Source organism: Loktanella sp. R86503, from assembly GCF_042466455.1.
GTDB lineage: Bacteria > Pseudomonadota > Alphaproteobacteria > Rhodobacterales > Rhodobacteraceae > Loktanella.
Window position 1 is genome coordinate 1,227,378 of sequence record NZ_JAXHCI010000002.1, and the last position, 17,347, is coordinate 1,244,724.

A 17,347-nucleotide genomic window follows, 5' to 3' on the forward strand; every position below is an offset into this window, starting at 1 on the left:
GGCCTTTGCGGGCCTGCCCCACCCCCAAGACCAAGATATCCACGATCAAGTTGCAAGGATGCACGCAATGCCAAAAGGCTACATCATCGGCCACGTCAAAGTGACGGACCCGGAAGGCTATCCCGAATATGTGGCGCGTGACACGCCGATCCTGCAATCGCACGGCGCACGTTTCATCGTGCGCGGCGGCCAGTCCGAAACGCCCGAAGGCGAAGACATGGGCCGCCATGTTGTCATTGAATTCGACAGCTACGAGGCCGCCAAGGCTGCCTATAATGATCCTGACTATCAGGAAGTCGCAGAAATCCGCCGCCGCTGTGCGACCAGCACCATGATCCTTGTCGAAGGGGTCTGATCATGACGGATGCAACGCGCGGTCCTGATAACCTGACGGGTGTGACACCGGACACCGGCCTGAAACTGGGACAGTCCGAACCGACTGGCCCCATGCTGGCTGCGGATGGCACCCCGCTCAAGACGTCGCTGAACCGTGCGCTGCGCAAGCAAAAGCGGCGGGCGCTGTTTCTGATCGCGCCGCTGCTAGTCTTTATCCTTGTGACCTTTATCTACCCGATTGGCGAAATGCTGTTCCGGTCAGTCGAAAACCAGATCGTCAGCGATACGCTGCCGCGCACCGTGCGCGTGCTGGCCGACTGGGACGCAGAGGCCACCGATATCCCCGGACCGGCGGTGTTTTCCGCGCTGGCCAAGGATATGATGGTCGCTGCAGAGGAAAAGAACCACACCCGCCTTGGATCGCGTCTGAACTACGAAGCCTCTGGCATTTCGTCCCTGTTCCGGAAGACCGGGCGCGGCGTGGATGATATCGGCGAAGGTTACACCGAACAGTTCGTGGCGCTGGACCCCGCATGGGAAGATCCGCAAACCTTTATCGACATCTTTGCCGGTCCCCGCTGGCTGGAAGCAAACGCCGCCTATAACGGCGAGGGGCCGCGCCCGACCTTTCGTCTGGCCGCAGGCGTTGGCGATGTGCTGCCGCAAACTGCCAGCATTTACCGTGACTTCGCCCGCGTTGTTCAAGTAGAGGACGACGACAATCCGGCAGAGGAAGAGCCGTGGAACGCCGTCTATCTTGCACTTTACGAAGACCTGCAGGCTGGCGCTGTTATCCCGGCGGACATGGCCCATGCTGACAAGCTGAACGCAGCGCAGGTTGCTGCCGCCAGCTTTACCACCACGGATGTGCAGGCCGACTTTGTCGCCTTTGACGATGGCTGGGCCGACCGCGACGTCTGGCGCGTGATCCATACCTATTCCGCGCCCTATACCAGCGGCTATTTTCTGAATGCCGCCGATTTGCAGCTGACGCCAGATGGTGTCGCGTGGCGGCCAGAGAACGAGCGCGTCTATGTCACGCTGTTCGTTCGCACGCTGATCATGTCGACCTTTATCACCTTGTCCTGCATTGTTCTTGGCTATCCGATCGGCTGGCTGCTGGCGAACTTGCCAAGCCGTCAGGCAAACCTTTTGATGATCCTTGTGCTGCTGCCGTTCTGGACATCGCTTCTGGTGCGCACCTCGGCGTGGAAGGTGCTGCTGCAGGATCAGGGGGTGATCAACGATCTGCTGGTGTGGATCGGCGTCGTGGCTGACGACAACAGGCTTGCGCTGATCAACAACGCGACGGGCACGATCATTTCGATGACCCATATCCTGCTGCCATTCATGATCCTGCCGCTGTATTCGGTGATGAAGACGATCCCGCCGTCCTATCTGCGGGCAGCGAAATCACTGGGCGCGACGAACTGGACGGCCTTCTGGCGAGTTTATTTCCCGCAGTCCGTGCCGGGGATCGGCGCAGGTTCGATCCTCGTGTTCATCCTCGCCATCGGCTACTACATTACGCCGGAAATCGTGGGCGGCACCAAGGGTGTCTTCATCTCGAACCGGATTGCCTATCACATCTCGACCTCGCTGAATTGGGGTCTGGCTGCGGCCTTGGGTGCCATCTTGCTGGTGATCGTGCTGGGCTTTTACTGGGCCTACGACCGGATCGTCGGCATCGACAACGTCAAGCTAGGAGGCTGAAGCATATGTCTTCTGTTGCGTTCAACCCCGAGCAGGGCCGCCCCCTGCATCCATTCATCGCCTTCACCCTGCCGCTGGTTGCGGTGTTCGGCGGATTGCTCGGCTTTATCGGCGGGCAGGCCGCCGGACTTGGCCCGCTTGAAGGGTTTGTTTTCGGCGCTGTCATCGCGGCCGTGCTGGCCTTTGTTCTGACGCGCTTTTTCGCCCGCGGGCCAGGGCGCTGGCTGGCTACGGTCGTCTGCGCAGCCCTTGGATTTGCCGCAGGCGGGTTTCCGGGGGCAGTGGGCGGCATCATCCTTGGCGCACTGCTGGGCTGGGCCATCTACTGGCTGTACCGGGGCGATTATCGCCGGGGCGTGCCGGTCTATGCGACGTCGGGTCAGGTGCTGTGGCACAACAGTTTCAAGTTCATCTGCGGCGCGATTTTCTTCTTTCTGATCGCGCCGATCATTACGATCATCCCGCTGTCGTTCAACGCGCAGGACTTTTTTACCTTTACGCCGGAAATGCTGGCGCTTGACCCCGCCGGTTATAGCCTGAAGCATTATGCCGATTTCTTTAGCAATGACGCCTGGCTGCAGCCGCTGAAAAATTCGCTGATCATCGCTCCCTTTGCGACGGTGATTTCGGTCACGCTGGGAACCCTGGCCGCGATCGGCCTGTCCCAGTCCCATGTGCCCGGCCGCCGTGCGATCATGGCGGTGCTGATTTCGCCCATGATTGTGCCGCTGATCATCTCTGCCACAGGCATGTTCTTTTTCTACAGCCAGATGGGGCTGTTCATGGAAAACTATCTGGGCATATCAAAGACGCTAAGCGGCTATATCAAGGTCATTCTGGCCCATGCCGCGCTGGGTGTGCCGTTTGTCATCATCACGGTGACGGCGACGCTGGTCAGCTTTGACCAGTCGCTGACCCGCGCTGCGGCGAATATGGGGGCCAATCCGGTCACGACCTTTTTCAAGATCCAGATGCCACTGATCCTGCCGGGTGTGATTTCCGGCGGCCTGTTCGCCTTTATCACCTCGTTCGACGAGGTGGTCGTGGTTCTGTTCGTCGGCGCGGCCGCGCAAAAGACGCTGCCCTGGCAGATGTTCACCGGCCTGCGCGAGCAGATCAGCCCGACCATTCTGGCGGTGGCAACGATCCTTGTGATCGTGTCGATCACGCTGCTGACGGTCGTAGAGCTGCTGCGCCGTCGGTCTGAGCGGTTGCGGGGTATGTCGCCGGGCTGATCAAAGGCGGCATTGCCGCCGGCCCCGCGGCCCGGTTCAGTCCGGCGCGGGGTTAGGGCAGAACGGCCAGCCAACCCCAGGTGGTCAGGATGGATACACCAGTTGCAATCAGCACTGCGCTGGCCGCCACGCGGCGCGCGCGGCCATACATATTGGCAAAAACATAGGCGTTCACCCCCGGCGCCATCGCCGAGGTCAAAATGGCTGACCGCAGTTCGGGCACGCTGAGGTGCGCGACCCCGGACAGGCCCCAGACGATTGCCGGATGCACGATCAGGCTGACTGCCACCACGAACAGGATCGCGCGCATGTCCCCTTCTGGCCGGTAGCGATAAAGCACGCCGCCAAGGCCAAACAGCGCCGCCGGCAGGGCAGAGCGGGCGACAAGATCGACCGCATCGGTAAAAACGCCGGGCAGGGGCAGGCCGGTCAGGTTCACGATCAGGCCCAGCGTGATGCCGATAATCAGCCCGTTGTGAAACATCGCCTTGATGACCTTGCCGGGCAGGGCGCGGGCGGATTGCCCCGCATTACGTACGATTTCCATCGCGGTGATGCCCAGAAGGTAGCCAAAGGGCGAATGAATCGAGATGATCGCGTAGTTGTAGCGCAGCGCATCGGTGCCATAGGCGCGTTCGGTGATCGGCAGCCCCAGCAGCAGCGTATTGGAAAACAAGCAACAAAAGCCGATGGCGACGCAGTCTTCCCAGTCGCGCCTGAACAGATAGCGCGCGCCAAGAATGCCGCCGATAAAGCAGACCGTCGCCCCGGTATAAAAGGTGGCAAGCAGCGCTACGTCAAAGTTCTGTGCCAGATCAAGCTGGCTGATGGCGCGGAACAGCAGGAAAGGGATCGCGAAGGACTGGGTGAAGCGCATCAGCCCGTCGACGCCGGCGTCGCTGAACAGCCCCTTCCAGACCGCACCATATCCAAAGCCGATGACGATGAAGACGGGCAGGATGACGTCAAGCAGATCGCTCATGGTTGCGCTTTCCGGTAACACCGGATGCCTCCGGCGGGAGTATATTTTGCCAGATGATCAGTCCGGAAGCGTCAGGGTCCGGCCGTCGTAAGCGGGGGTTACGCCGGCGGGTAGTTCCGCGCAAAGCGTGGCGTAATCAAGGTCGATATGCATGTTAGTCAGGACAGCCTGCGCAGGCTTGGCGCGGGCGATCCAGTCAAGGGTCTGGCTGAGGTGGCTGTGGCTGGGATGGGGCGTGCGGCGCAGGGCGTCGACGATCCACAGATCAAGGTCTTGCAACACGTCCCAGGCCGCGCCTGGAATATCGGATACATCCGGCAGATAAGCCATGCCGCCGACGCGAAAGCCAAGGGCAGGGATGGTGCCGTGTTCAACCTCGAACGGTGTCAGGACGATTTGGCCACCGGCACCGTTGACGATGATATCGCCGCGGATATGGCGCAGGTCGCAGATTGGCGGATAGGCAGAGCCTGGGGGCGTCTCGAACGCATAGTCAAAGCGTTCGCGCAGCGCGGCAGAGGTCGGCGCGTCGGCCCAGACGTCAAGGCGTTTACGCATGTTGAATACCAGCATGCGCAGATCATCAATGCCGTGGACGTGGTCAGCATGGGGGTGGGTGTAGGCAACAGCGTCCAGTTCGCCCACGCCCGCATCCAGCAATTGCGCCCGCATATCGGGCGAGGTGTCGATCAGCACGCGGGTGGTGCCGCCCGCGCCATCGCGTTCGACAAGCAAGGAGCAGCGGCGACGGGTATTTCTGGGTTCATTCGGGTCGCAGTCGCCCCAATGCCCGCCAAGGCGTGGCACACCGCCTGACGATCCACAGCCAAGGATCGTGAAGCGATAGCTCATGCGGTTTTCCAGAACAGGCGGTCGAAATTGGCGCTGGTGGCCTTGGCGAAATCCTGCAGCGATACGCCAAAGGTATCCGCGCCAACCTGTGCGGTATGGGCGGTATAGGCCGGTTCATTGCGGCGGCCCCGGTGCGGCGGCGGCGCAAGATAGGGGCTGTCGGTCTCCGTCAGGACGCGGTCCAGCGGCGCGGACTTGAAAATCTCGCGCAGGTCTTTTGATTTGGGAAAGGCGGCGATGCCGGACATGGACAGATAGAAATCCATATCCAGCGCGGCCTCTGCCAGCGCGCGGGAGGAGGAGAAACAGTGCATCATGCAGGTGTATTTGCCTGCGTCATATTCCTCGCGCAGGATGCGGGCCATGTCGTCGTCGGCGTCGCGGGCGTGAATAATCAGGGGCAGCTTGGTCTGGCGGCACGCTTCGATATGCAGGCGCAGGCTGTCTTGCTGCGCGGCCTTGGTTTCGGCGGTGTAGTGGTAATCAAGGCCGGTTTCGCCAATGCCGACAAACTTGGGGTGCCGGGCGAGTGTGACCAGTTCATCCACCGTGACCGGCGCGTGATCGCCCACGCTCATCGGGTGCACCCCGGCGGCCCAGAATACGCCGTCATGGGCATCGGCAATCGCAGCGACGCGGGGGGCGTTGGGCAGTTTGGTGCAGATTGTGACCATGCGGGTGACGCCGGCGGCGCGGGCGCGTTCAATGACCGCGCTGCGTTCGTCGTCGAAATCCGGGAAATCCAGATGGCAATGGGCGTCAACAAGGATGGGCACTGTCATAAACCGGGGGGTGCTTTCAGGCTGAGACGCTGGCCTGCGCCGTCTGTTCGATGCTGAGTACCATATCAAGGATCAGCGCCGCAGGGTCAAGGTTGACCGCCCGCCCGTGCCGCGCGCGGGCCGATGCCTTTTGCTGCAGGTCGGCCCAGGCGCGTGCGGCGTAGTCATGGGGGGCCAGGCGGGTTAGCAGGCGGGCCTCGCCGGGGGCACCCTGGCTTGGCGGCTCTCCTAGCAGGCCGGCGCGGGCGGTGCGGGCCAGAAACCGGTCCAGCAGATCAAGAACGAGGGCAAAGCGGGTATCGTTGGCCTTGCCCGCGCAGCTTTCGGCCAGCTTGAGTGCGGCATTGCGATCCAGATGCGGCAGGCCGGACAGCAAGGCGACAATCTGCGCATAAAGCTGCAGGCCGTCCTGCGTCAGCAAGCGCACGGCGTCGCCGGCTGATCCGGCAGAAAGGGTGGCGAGCGATTCTGTCGCATCGGTTGACAGGCCTGCCTGCGCAAGCGCCGCGCCAAGATCGTCCGGCGATAGCGGCGCGCAGCGCAAGACGCGGCAGCGCGAGCGGATCGTGGGCAGCAAGCGCGAGGGCTGGTGCGCGATCAGCAGCAGGGACGTGCGGGCAGGCGGCTCTTCCAGTTCCTTCAGGATTGCATTGGCGGCAGAGCGGTTCATTTCGTCTGCGGCGTCTACGATCACAACGCGGCGGCCGCCGTCGGTGGCAGACATATGGAAAAAGTCGCGCATGCCGCGCACGGCGTCCACGGTGATTTCCGATTTCAGCACGCCAGTTTTTTCATCCGCAGGGCGGCGCACGACGTAAAGGCGCGGGTGCGCGCCGGATGCGATTAGGCGGGCGTCTGGATTGTCCGGGTCGATGTTCAGCGATGTGACAGGGGGCGGATCGCCGAACAGTCCGCCTTCGGCGGGGCGGTCGGCCAGCAGAAACGTTGCCAGTTTCCACGCCAGTGTGGCCTTGCCCACGCCGCGCGGCCCGGTGATCAGCCAGCCAGAGTGCATGCGGCCCGCGTTCCATGTGTCCAGAAAGTCGTGCATCGCAGCATCCTGGCCGTAAAGCACAGCCGTGTCGCGCGGGTGCGGGGCACCGGCGATGCGATCAGGTTCAGGTGCGTCGGTCACAGGTGTGCCCGGATTTCAGAAGCCACAGCGGCAGGATCGCGGTTGCCGTCGATGACAACGCAGCGATCCGCGTTGGCATGGGCCAGCGTCAGAAAGCCGTGGCGCAGGGTTTCCTGAAAGCTTAGTCCCATGTCTTCGAACCGGTCTTCGCCGCTGGACCGGGCAAGGCCGCGGCGCAGGGCAATGGCGGGGTCCATGTCGATGATAAAGGTCAGATCGGGTTCGCGCCCGATGGCCAGCTTGTGCAAGGCATCGACGGCGGGGCGCAGATCGCCGCGCGTCGCGCCTTGATAAACGCGCGTGCTATCGGCAAAGCGATCACTGATGACGATTTTGCCCGCGTCCAGCGCAGGCAGCACCGTCTTTTCCAGATGGTCGCGGCGGGCGGCGGTGAATAGCAGGATTTCCGTCATCGCGGACCAGCGGTCGGTGTCACCGGTCAGCAGCAGATTGCGAATTTCCTCGGCTCCCGGGCTGCCGCCGGGTTCGCGCGTCAGCACGACGTCGGTGCCATCCGCGCGCAGGGCGTCCGCCAGCAGGCGGGCTTGCGTGGATTTGCCGGACCCGTCGATGCCTTCAAAGGTAATGAAACGTGGCGCTTCGCTCATGCGGGGTCGGCGGGAGCGTCAGGTTCTGACACGGCGTCGTTCGCTGCGGCATCAGTGATCTTGCCCATCAGCACATTCGCCGCCGTCTTCATACGGGGCATGAAACCGCCAAGCGCCACATCACGGTCGGCAACCAGCGGGATCCGCTTTTCGGGCATGCCTTCAAGGTTGATAACAAGCTCGCCCAGCTGTTCGCCCGCAGCAATCGGTGCGCGCACGGGGCTGTCATAGACGACATCGGCGGTCAGATTGTCCTGCTGCATCACGGGAATCAGCAAGGACAGATCGTCGGCAACGGTCAGGCCGACCTGATTTGCCTCTCCCATCCAGACAGAGGCGTCGGTGATCACCGTGCCCTTGGTGGCGACGTCCTTTTGTGCAAACTGACGAAAGGCCCAGTTGACGACTTTTTCCGATTCCTCGCGCCGCTCTGCGGTGCTGTCCATGCCCGACAGGACGAAAATGATGCGGCGGCCATCCTGCTTGGCGGACCCGACAAGGCCGTAACCCGCCTCGGAGGTGTGGCCGGTTTTCAAGCCGTCAGCGCCGATGCCAAGCCCAAGGATCGGGTTGCGGTTCTGGCTGTTGGACGGCACGCGGCCATCGAACAGGAATTCCTGTTCGGAAAAGATCGGATAGAAGGTCGGGAAGTCGGTGATCAGATGATCGGCCAGCGTGCCAAGGTCGCGCATCGACATCTCGTGCCCCTGGGCGGGCCAGCCGTTGGAATTGGCGAAAGTCGAATTCATCATGCCCATCTGCCGCGCGCGGTCCGTCATCATGCGGGCAAAACCGGCCTCTGTGCCATCGGGCGACAGGGCCTCTGCCAGCACGGCAGAGGCATCGTTGCCGGACAGGACGATCACACCGCGCAGCAGGTCTTCGACCTTGACGCGGTCGGTGGTGTCCAGAAACATGCTCGACCCGTCATAGCTGGCAGCATGGGCGGACACAGGCAGTTCTTCGTCGATGCGCAACCGGCCGTCGGCAATCGCCTCGAACGCCATATAGACGGTCATCAGCTTGGACATCGAGGCAGGCGGCAGAGGGCGGTCCGCGTCCTTGGCCAGCAGAACTGTGCCTGTGCTTTCGTCCAGCACATAGGCCGCGCGCGCCGTCGTGTTAAAGGCCTGCGCCTGCGCGCTACCGGCAACGGCGCAGATCAGCAGGGCCGCGAAGGGGCGAAAAGGTGCAATCATGGAAAAACACTCCGGCAGGGTCTAGTTGGTGACGGCATAGGCATCAGGAAAGCCAAGCCCCTTGATCTGGGTCAGCACGGCACTGCGGTCGCCCGCTGTCGGGGCGGGCCCGACAATAACGCGCCAAAAGGCTTTGCCCTGGCTGTTGCCGGCCAGAACCTGCGCGGACAGGCCGTTGTCGCGCAGGCGGTCAGCAGTGGTGTTGGCGTTCGCCTCCACGCTGAAGATACCGATCTGAATAAACGGCTTGTCCAGCGACGATCCTGTCGCGGCAGGCGCGGGGGCTGGGGTCTGCGCTGCGGCAGGGGCCGGCGTTGCTGCGGCCAGTTCGGTTGTCACCGCAGGGGCAGGTGCGGCACTAGTGCTTGTGTCCGGTACCGGGGCGTCATCCAGCGGCGTGGCCGCGATGACTTCTGGCGCATCGAAATCGGTGATTGCCGTGTCCGTCGGCGCGGGGGCCTCTTCGCGGCGCAGGGCAATGACGCTAAGGGTCGTGGGTGATCCCGCCAAAAGGCCAAGGGTTTCCGCGGCATCGGATGACACCTGCAGGGCGGGGCCGGGGTTTTCCAGCTCGCGGCGGAACAGGGCCCCGATCACGAATTTGCCGTTGGCGGGGTTGCGAATGATCACACGTTCCGGATCGGTCACGGTGGGGTGGGCGACCCAGACGCCGCCCAGCGACGGGCGGCCGTCCCACAAACCCGGTTCCGAGATCGAAAAGACCTCTGGCGCTTCGATGTCGCGTTCGACCAGCGACATGCCATCGGTGGCGACGGCACCTGCGGCACCGTCACCGGCCGCACCGCCCCCAAGGGCAGGCAGTTTGTCACATCCTGCCAGCGCCGTTGCGGCCATCAATGCCATTACGCCGGCTGTCCGCCGCAGTGTGATCGTTGCTGCCGTGATTTGCGATGTGTCCGCCATTGCTCGCCCTCTTGATCGTTGGGCGCGGGCCTTGCCGTTTCACACGGCCTTGATCAGCGCACACCCGTATGCGCGGCCCGCCCCCAAGGGGGAGGCCGCAATTGTCCGCACCCTAGCGCCATGCCTGCCATTTTGAAAGAGTTCCGCGCGGTCCCTGCGCGGATTTCCCCAAAGCGTGAAGTGTCTTTACGCGCCCCGCGGCTTGCCGTATGACGCCCGCACAGCGGAGGCTTGGCAGAGTGGTCGAATGCACCGGTCTTGAAAACCGGCGAGGGTGTGAGCCCTCCCAGGGTTCGAATCCCTGAGCCTCCGCCAGATCATATTGAAATCGCTAATAATTTAGGTGACAGGCGGGGTCATCCCACCATTGGTCCCACCAATAATTATTTAGTCGAATTTTCAGAAACCCACGCATTCCCATCCGGCCGGCAGCTATAGCGTAAGCAAGCACTTACGTCCGCCATCTGCAGAAGGGATTCCACCATGGCTCAAACTGTCTATCTTTCCGTTCGGCAAGTTGCCGAGCACCTCGGCGTCTCAACCGACTCGATCTATCGTTGGAAGCGCCACGGTGAATTTCCCGCCGCCGTCAAGCTGGGGCCAGGTTCTGTCCGCTGGCGGTTGGCCGACGTTAAGGCTTGGGAGGCGACGCGGACCACTTGCTTCGCGGTAAGCTTCTGCGGGTTCGAAGTCGCCTAGACGTGATGGCAAAAGGCTGTCCGCCGTGCACCAGTATCCGCACACCCCGACAACCTATAGCAACCCCTTATCACACATAGCTAAAACGTCTGTCTGTTCCCACCTGCTTCTAAGTCATTTTGGGCATGTGTGGGAGACGTTCACCTGGATGAAAAAGAGACCAAAAAATCTTTCCCCAAACGCGTCTACGGTCTGGCACGCGTGTCGACCGACGAGCAAGCCGACGAGAACGAGAGCCTCGCCGGTCAGTTCAAGGTCATCAATCAAGAGGCTAGTAGCTTCGGTGTGGTGCCCATCGTCTATGATGAGGTCGGGAGCGGCGGCCGCGCTTGGCGTGAACGCGAAGTCCTCCAGCAGGTGTTGCGCGAAGCTGCCCGCGAGAATGCGACCATTATGGTGACTGCCGTCGATCGTCTGGCGCGGGAGATGTCCGTCTACGATGAGCTCGTCCGGCTCAGACTGCCGGTGTGGATCGCCGGTCGCGGCAGGATCACGCGTAAGGTGCTGTGGCATGAATTGAAAGCCGCAAAGGCTGAACTCGACCGGATCAGGCGCGTCGCCGCCCAAGACCACGCTGGCAAGAAGTCGTCTGGCAAGAAAGTCGGGGGTTCCTTTAGCTACGAAACCAGCATCCGCGGCGGAAATTCCGGCTATCTTCGTGCCGGCGATCGTGATCGTCGCATGTTCGATCTGTTCGGTGACCATCCGGAGTGGACCGCGTTGTCCCATCAAGCGATGGCAAACTATCTCAATGCGACCGGCATCCGGAATGTTGTCACAGTTAATGGCGGCGAGAAGGACTGGACGCGCGACAGCATGGCGAAGCTGCGCAACCGCTACCGGCGTCACTTGGAGGTTGAGGCCGAAATGGACATCTCGGACGGGATTACGCCTCTTGACCTTCACGGTGTCCATCGCCGTGTCGTTGCTGCGAGTTCGAACTTGATCTCTAAAAAACCTGACGGCCGGGCGCAGCAGTGATCACATGCCCTCAACATAGCAGCACAGCCCTGCAGAGACCCCTCTGGTGTAAGCTTCCGCTTTTAGGCGATCAGTTTCTGTCTGGCTCGACATCGAATCTGGAGGTGCCTTCCAGCGCCTCTCCGGCAGGACGTGGCGATACTGCCGGCACAATCGCGGATCAGCGCCAAGGTGCCGCTGGTGTGCGTTCTGATCGGCTGCCGCAGTTTCGCACATCGCTCGACCAAAACGATTTGGATTTGCATACCTCTGTCGTGATGCCCGTCCACAGAGATGCGCCGCAGACGTCGATGTCATGTGCGTCCGGCGTCGCGTCGGGTGAGGGGTGCGCAATTCTAAGTTTTCCACGGTTTCCGCGCAGCCCGTTAGATTTGCGCACCCACACACGTTCCATACCACTCACCCAGTCTCATTCCTCCTTTCTCACGAACCACCCACACAGGCTGACAGCACGATGAACGCCCACACCTACGTCAAAGCCATGACCCCCTTCGAGGACGCCGGCGGCCTCTCGTTCGGTCCGGAAGCGGGTCTTGTGACTGTCCTCGGATACGTGAGGGTCTCGACGAAAGGCCAGTTCGACAAAAGCCATCTTGCTCAGCAGATCGAGCGAATCCAACTGTTCGCGCAACGTCGCGGCCTTAGAGTCGTCAAGATCTATGAGGAGGTTCGGCGCGGCATGCTGTCCTCACCTCAGGATCGGCCGGCCCTGTATGAGTGCCTGAAGGACGCCTCGTCGCGCGTGTGCAAAATCGTGGCGGCGAGTCCTTCCCGGCTGTCGCGTAACGCCGAGCACGCCAAGCAGCTTTACGGAAAATCTCCTGATCAGTTCATGTTCGTCGAGCTTCTGCGGGGCTACGAGGGACGGCCGTGGCACCACGAAATTGCCGAACATCACGCGGCGTTCCCTGAACTCACAAAAGCAAGCTCTGCGGTTGCGATGGACCAACAGAAGCGCAACGGCAGGACATTCGGCGCGGGCGATGGCGGAGTTGCTGGTTGCACAGCCGTAGCTAAGGTCTTGACGGAGAACAAGAGGACGCGCCTCGAACGTATGTCTGACATCTTGGCGGAACATCCGCATTGGCGGACGATGACGCATGGGGAGGCTGCCGCTTACTTGAACGGCCACGGACATCAGCGAACCAGGAGCACGCCGCAGAAATCGACCTCGTGGACGGTCGGCAGCATCACACGGCCGCTGGAAGCGACGAGAAAGATCTTAGATGCACGTGGCTATGCTGCTTTGGCGATAACCTTTGATGATCTTGCTACATCGGCTGCGTCATCGGTTGCTAGTCCGAACAGAACTCGGTCTCCCGTTTGTGGAGGCGCTAAGGACGAAATAGTAGTCGCGGTTGGGGCTGGTGACGTCTCAGGACTCGCTGAGGCAACAATGAGCGCCCCGAGCACACCAAAATTGCGGCAGAAGGACTTCGACCTCCTGCGGCCCTCTCAGTGGCGCTGTGGAAGCTCGTGCCGACTCTGATGACTTTGCATCGTTACCTTCTTCAAGCCATGGGCCGCCTACCAGAATCGATGGAAGTGCCCGCATAATGTTTCCTGATCAACCCGACGTCACTGGCGTCACTGTGGACAAAATTAATCCCAGTGTTGTCTTTGAAGATGCCGAACTGACTGCGGCGGGGACGGACACATTTAATGTCCGCAACAACCCGCTGTGGGGGCGCTTCTAGAGCTTCGTGCGGCCCTGCACCTGCCTTGCGCCACCTTTACATATCACGCGTCCGTGATCAAAAATGTAAAGGTTGGTAAAGGCGACGCAGTTGCCAGTCCGATCGTAATTTCCATCATCATCAATGAAATAAGGATTTTGAAGAAACGAACCTAACATGCAAGGCGCAAGGTAATTTTTGTTGTAGATGTAAAGGTTGGAGTGCCAGCCGCAAGGTCATGCGAGGCGGCCGCAGACCCAATACGGCACGCTGATTAAACTGATCACGTGATACGCAATGCATCGACAATGCGAGGATGCGCTGACCCGGATGTAGATAAGGCGCTATTTTACCATTCAGACGGCGTCCAACGACGACGAAACTCCGGATCTTGTATGGCCAGCAAACTGACAGATCTGCGAGGGGCGGGTTGCAGCCATACTAGGTCAGGTTGGTCCGTGATTGGCGGGACATGACGTAGGTGGCAGCAATTCGAACGCAGCGTAGCGTGCGTGAGTTAAACCCGCGTGTGTCACTTTGTCATAAGGCATCTCGGCCCAGCCGACGTGAGTTAGTCATGTATTTACCGGATAGGCTGTATTGGTCCGCACTACTACATCTTCACACGGCAATTCCCCAGCGCAACCCTACCCACGGCATATTGATCCGCAGCCGTATCCCTCTTGGATAATTTTCATCAGATCGCGACGCTACGTGGCGGTGAGCCGGTCTGGCCCCTACTCATCAAAGACAAGCGGATGAATTTTGGTAATGTTGGAGACCAGGCGCGATAAGGGGCCGCCACGATGGGCGCGACATTAATTAGTAGTCCTCGATGACAACGCCGCGACAATCAACTAGCAACACGACACAACTGAGCCAAGTCGTCTCGACCCCAAAGGGCTAGTTGCTGAGACTTTTCATCGCTGCTTCTGATGCATAAAACCTTTACAGTGGGCTACGCAGCCGCCCACGTCGGCCGTGGCATAGCATTTCTCAGGCACTTACCGATATTCTCATATATTGCGTCCATTTCACCTCGTTCACTGCTGTGAGGCAAGTAGTAAAGACGCACTGCGGACATATATTTGTGTTTTAGCGTCCCTATCAACATGTCCTGCCGTGCCCCAATACGACCTGCATTCCTAGAGACGGCGTCAAAAAGATGCACGCCTTCCGCATAATATTCGGGTTCAGACTGGCTTGTATTATCGAGCTCCTGACCGTCCTTCATAAAAGAAACCTTAGCGTCCCACGCATTAAGTCGCTTCGGGTCTAACCCGCATTGGTCAGCGATCGTCTTCACAATAGTCGAAAGTTGGTCTCGAACTTTGACATGAGCAGAGTAGGTATCTTTTACATCATCAGATATAACTGGCTCTCCAGAGAATTTAGTATCCCTTCTGAACCGAAGTGTGTCCCAAGTTGCAACCAATTTTGCTGGTTCACGCCGTTGAATGGCGCGAAGATGGTCGTGTAGAACAGATCTAGGCTCCGCATCTTCCGTCATTTTCCTGAAGATGGACATAACGTGTTGGTCGTCGAAACTTGGCCACTCTCCATTGTCTACCAAAGAGCGCATCGCGTCACCGGACGGCTTAATGCGCTTTTGCCTGAAAGCCTCTTTAAGGCACTCATGAAGGCTCCACTCGATAGCGACTGCAGTCTTGTTGTAAGGGACCTGCATGTAGTCATAAAATCGGGAGATTAAGAGATGGTCTGCAGCTCGGGCGGCCTTATCCTTAAAGCAGAAATTGCCGTCTCTATCGAAGGTCGCTTGCTCAATCAAAAACTCAACATCAATTGATCCATAGGGAGCCCCACTATTATGGGCTGTTCGGCGCAGATAATCCAATCTATCGCAATCAAGATCAGAACTGATGACCCCAAGCAGTTTGAAATCAGGATTTTTACCCCTGAAGCATCTTGCTACTTCCTCAGGATCCAATCCATACTTTTTAAGGACGCCAGCTACTTCTGGATCCCGAGAAATAATATAAGCGCCCATTTTTTCATGATTGATGCCGCCTTCGATCGATCCGCTTCTGGCTTGAGAGTTTTGAGAACTTGAAACCAAAATCCCGTTACCCGACGTGTTGCTACTGAAATAGTCTTTAATGACGTGTTCTGTAGCATGCGAGAAGGGATAGTGCCCAATATCGTGCATGAGAGCGATGACGCTACAGTTTTGCACGTGACTTTGAGGCGCGAATTTTTCGAATGCAGTCTGGCCAAGATTGTTTTTCAGAGCGGCCATCAACTTGGTCGCATTGTGATAGGCTCCGATTGAGTGAGCGTGGCGGGTATATTTTGCCCCAGGGTAGACCATATAGGCTAACCCTAATTGGTGAACACCGTGTAGTCGCTGCATTGCACTTGTCGCTAATAACTCAGACTCCATTTGCCCAAGACGAATTAGTCCATGGACCGGATCAGAAACGCTTTTGTTTGACATTAAATGAATAATCTTCTTTTGTTCAAAATCTCAAGCAAGCCCGAAGGCCTGCAGCCTTGTCAGAGCAAGTGGAGAAACTTCATTCAAATGCGGTTTGACAACGCTCAAATACTCCTGAGCTTGAGTATGTGTTTTATTACTATGCCGAATAAGATAGTGCAGTGAGCAAAGTGCTTCGAACCAATGTGGCTTAGTTGTTATAACTTCAACATCGGGGCTAAATTCTAAGCACTCGCGCGCGCGAACTAACGGTTCTGATAACTCGTCGTTCAAACTAAGGTCTCGCACATCGGTATTGTCAGCAGACAACGCGGCATTGAGGCTGTAGTAATCCCTCGTCAAGCTGGGAGAATAAGGACCTTTAACATACCAGCTATAATCGTAGCCAAGAGGAACTCCGAGTTCTTGACAGATATAAACCGCCTTCTGAATTCTCATTCGATCATTCACAGTTGAAATGGCAGCATCTTCTCCGAGCCGATCTAAAACCAGCTTTAGCGCGATTTCTTTGTCTTCCATTGCTAACCTCCAGAACTTCCAGTCTCGCCATACAGGCGAGTGGCATTCTTGTCTTCTTTAAATATGTGTGTTTTCTAAAGAAATTCAAGGTGAAAATACTCCTGCAGATCTCTGCTCCACGGTAGCGGTGCGAAGCGTGTGCTCCCGATGCAGGTGCCAAGCAGACCCTACGCACGCTTCGCTATAAAGAATGTGCAGCACTCCGCTGCGTGTTCTTATGGAAAGCAGACATGGCAAGACCCTACGCAGACACCGAACTCGCCGACTTTATCGCGAAGCGCGTGCTCCAACTTAAGCCTAAAAGCCAGATCGATATCGCTCGGGAAGCAGGATTTCCAAACCCGAACTTTCTGTCGATGCTGAAAAACGGCGCGGCGAAATTGCCGCTCGACCGCGTGCTCTCATTGGCTACAGCGTTGGAATGCGACCCGCGTCGCTTGTTTCTCTTGGCGCTCCAGCAGAGGGGCCTTGAGACCGAGCGCGATGCCCTCGATCAGATCTTCGGCACGGTGGTGACCCGCAACGAGGTCGTGTGGCTTGAGGAACTGCGCGATGCTTCCGGTTGCACTGACCCGACCCTCACCGCCCGGTCCCGCACAGCCCTACGCGCTATCTTCTCCAAATGAGCGGGCGTGAGGATGATTGGTTCGTGTTGCCGAACCGGACGCAGCTGACGGATCATGAATGGCGGTGGATGGAAACTATGCGGTCCATCGTCGGAGGTTATCTGCCGCCTCTGACGATGCACTTGACGCAGGACCTGCAGAAAATGTTCAACACAGGGAACAGCTAAACTTCTTGCGCATGATGCGCTTCGTGCTGGTTAATTTTCAAGTGTCTATCACGAGCGTAATGTAGCATCGCGCTAGGAGGAATGGCTCGACACACCGAGCTAAGTCCTAGGAAATACGCGGGTGCTGATTGGGATGCCTTCGGGTGCCGCGGCGACGGAGTGAACAATCCTGCCTATACAACTTTGGAGCTAAGCTACCTTTTATACCGATGTATTCGAGGACAGTTGGTGAGTGATTGAAGGATTCGCCCCATTTTACCGAGCAACACCAAAAGAAAGTGCCGCGATCACGCAAACCGTCAGCGAATGAGGCCGGGACGCTGAAGTAGAATTAGGCATGGACGTCGAAGATACCACAGTGAATTTGCCACTGAATGAACAAATGTTCTTCACCTGAACGTCAATCTATGGTTGCGTTAGTTAACAAAAAGTTAATTGTTGATCATCCCGAGGTTTTT

General features: G+C 58.8%; 16 protein-coding genes and 1 tRNA gene. 8 read left to right on the forward strand and 9 right to left on the reverse strand.

Translation table 11 applies throughout. The features are described 5' to 3' along the window. Positions 1 to 67: 67 nt before the first annotated feature. Genes SJY10_RS06965 through SJY10_RS06975 form a run of 3 tightly spaced genes read left to right on the forward strand, consistent with a single transcriptional unit; the run spans position 68 to position 3,284 of the window. A complete protein-coding gene (locus tag SJY10_RS06965; RefSeq protein ID WP_386680915.1) occupies positions 68 to 355 on the forward strand; it encodes a DUF1330 domain-containing protein in 288 nt (95 codons plus the stop codon). A 2-nt stretch (positions 356 to 357) separates the two neighbouring features. After that, positions 358 to 2,049, forward strand: a complete 1,692-nt coding sequence (locus SJY10_RS06970; RefSeq protein WP_386680917.1) for an ABC transporter permease — start codon at positions 358 to 360, stop codon at positions 2,047 to 2,049. Positions 2,050 to 2,054: 5 nt separating this feature from the next. Continuing rightward, positions 2,055 to 3,284 (forward strand): ABC transporter permease, encoded by a 1,230-nt coding sequence (locus SJY10_RS06975; RefSeq protein WP_386680919.1) that lies wholly within the window; start codon positions 2,055 to 2,057, stop codon positions 3,282 to 3,284. 52 nt (positions 3,285 to 3,336) lie between these two features. Here SJY10_RS06975 and SJY10_RS06980 read toward each other — a convergent pair whose 3' ends face one another. Genes SJY10_RS06980 through SJY10_RS07010 form a run of 7 tightly spaced genes read right to left on the reverse strand, consistent with a single transcriptional unit; the run spans position 3,337 to position 9,766 of the window. After that, on the reverse strand, positions 3,337 to 4,266 hold the full coding sequence (locus SJY10_RS06980) for an AEC family transporter (protein ID WP_386680921.1): 930 nt from the start codon (positions 4,264 to 4,266) through the stop codon (positions 3,337 to 3,339). A gap of 57 nt (positions 4,267 to 4,323) precedes the next feature. Then, positions 4,324 to 5,118, reverse strand: a complete 795-nt coding sequence (locus tag SJY10_RS06985; RefSeq protein WP_386680923.1) for an MBL fold metallo-hydrolase — start codon at positions 5,116 to 5,118, stop codon at positions 4,324 to 4,326. Beyond that, complete coding sequence (locus tag SJY10_RS06990) at positions 5,115 to 5,900, reverse strand: TatD family hydrolase (RefSeq protein ID WP_386680925.1); 786 nt, start codon at positions 5,898 to 5,900, stop codon at positions 5,115 to 5,117. The genes SJY10_RS06985 and SJY10_RS06990 overlap by 4 nt, the downstream gene beginning before the upstream one ends. Before the next feature lie 16 nt (positions 5,901 to 5,916). Then, positions 5,917 to 7,035, reverse strand: a complete 1,119-nt coding sequence (locus SJY10_RS06995) for a DNA polymerase III subunit delta' (RefSeq protein WP_386680927.1) — start codon at positions 7,033 to 7,035, stop codon at positions 5,917 to 5,919. After that, the gene (gene tmk / locus SJY10_RS07000; RefSeq protein ID WP_386680929.1) at positions 7,032 to 7,643 is read right to left on the reverse strand and encodes a dTMP kinase; all 612 of its coding nucleotides are present in this window, start codon (positions 7,641 to 7,643) and stop codon (positions 7,032 to 7,034) included. The genes SJY10_RS06995 and tmk overlap by 4 nt, the downstream gene beginning before the upstream one ends. Beyond that, complete coding sequence (locus tag SJY10_RS07005; RefSeq protein ID WP_386680931.1) at positions 7,640 to 8,842, reverse strand: D-alanyl-D-alanine carboxypeptidase family protein; 1,203 nt, start codon at positions 8,840 to 8,842, stop codon at positions 7,640 to 7,642. The genes tmk and SJY10_RS07005 overlap by 4 nt, the downstream gene beginning before the upstream one ends. A 21-nt stretch (positions 8,843 to 8,863) precedes the next feature. Further along, the gene (locus tag SJY10_RS07010) at positions 8,864 to 9,766 is read right to left on the reverse strand and encodes an SPOR domain-containing protein (RefSeq protein WP_386680933.1); all 903 of its coding nucleotides are present in this window, start codon (positions 9,764 to 9,766) and stop codon (positions 8,864 to 8,866) included. Between the two features lie 225 nt (positions 9,767 to 9,991). On the opposite strand from SJY10_RS07010, the gene SJY10_RS07015 reads away from it, so the two are divergent. The 4 genes from SJY10_RS07015 to SJY10_RS07030 all read left to right on the forward strand — a co-directional run bounded on the left by SJY10_RS07015 (position 9,992) and on the right by SJY10_RS07030 (position 12,935). Continuing rightward, a tRNA-Ser gene (locus SJY10_RS07015) sits at positions 9,992 to 10,081 on the forward strand. 168 nt (positions 10,082 to 10,249) lie between these two features. Next, the gene (locus SJY10_RS07020) at positions 10,250 to 10,465 is read left to right on the forward strand and encodes a helix-turn-helix transcriptional regulator (protein ID WP_386680935.1); all 216 of its coding nucleotides are present in this window, start codon (positions 10,250 to 10,252) and stop codon (positions 10,463 to 10,465) included. Between the two features lie 129 nt (positions 10,466 to 10,594). After that, positions 10,595 to 11,446: a recombinase family protein gene (locus SJY10_RS07025; RefSeq protein ID WP_386680937.1), complete on the forward strand. Its 852-nt coding sequence runs from the start codon at positions 10,595 to 10,597 to the stop codon at positions 11,444 to 11,446. A 454-nt stretch (positions 11,447 to 11,900) separates the two neighbouring features. Next, positions 11,901 to 12,935: a recombinase family protein gene (locus SJY10_RS07030; RefSeq protein ID WP_386680939.1), complete on the forward strand. Its 1,035-nt coding sequence runs from the start codon at positions 11,901 to 11,903 to the stop codon at positions 12,933 to 12,935. Between the two features lie 1,145 nt (positions 12,936 to 14,080). On the opposite strand, the gene SJY10_RS07035 is transcribed toward SJY10_RS07030, so the two are convergent. Beyond that, entirely contained in the window at positions 14,081 to 15,577 is a 1,497-nt protein-coding gene (locus tag SJY10_RS07035) for an HD domain-containing protein (RefSeq protein WP_386680941.1), read from the reverse strand. 30 nt (positions 15,578 to 15,607) lie between these two features. Next, positions 15,608 to 16,096, reverse strand: coding sequence for a hypothetical protein (locus SJY10_RS07040; RefSeq protein WP_386680943.1), 489 nt, complete (start codon positions 16,094 to 16,096; stop codon positions 15,608 to 15,610). A 230-nt stretch (positions 16,097 to 16,326) separates the two neighbouring features. Between SJY10_RS07040 and SJY10_RS07045 the strand changes: the two genes are divergently transcribed. Continuing rightward, positions 16,327 to 16,722, forward strand: coding sequence for an XRE family transcriptional regulator (locus tag SJY10_RS07045; protein ID WP_386680945.1), 396 nt, complete (start codon positions 16,327 to 16,329; stop codon positions 16,720 to 16,722). Positions 16,723 to 17,347 lie beyond the last annotated feature (625 nt).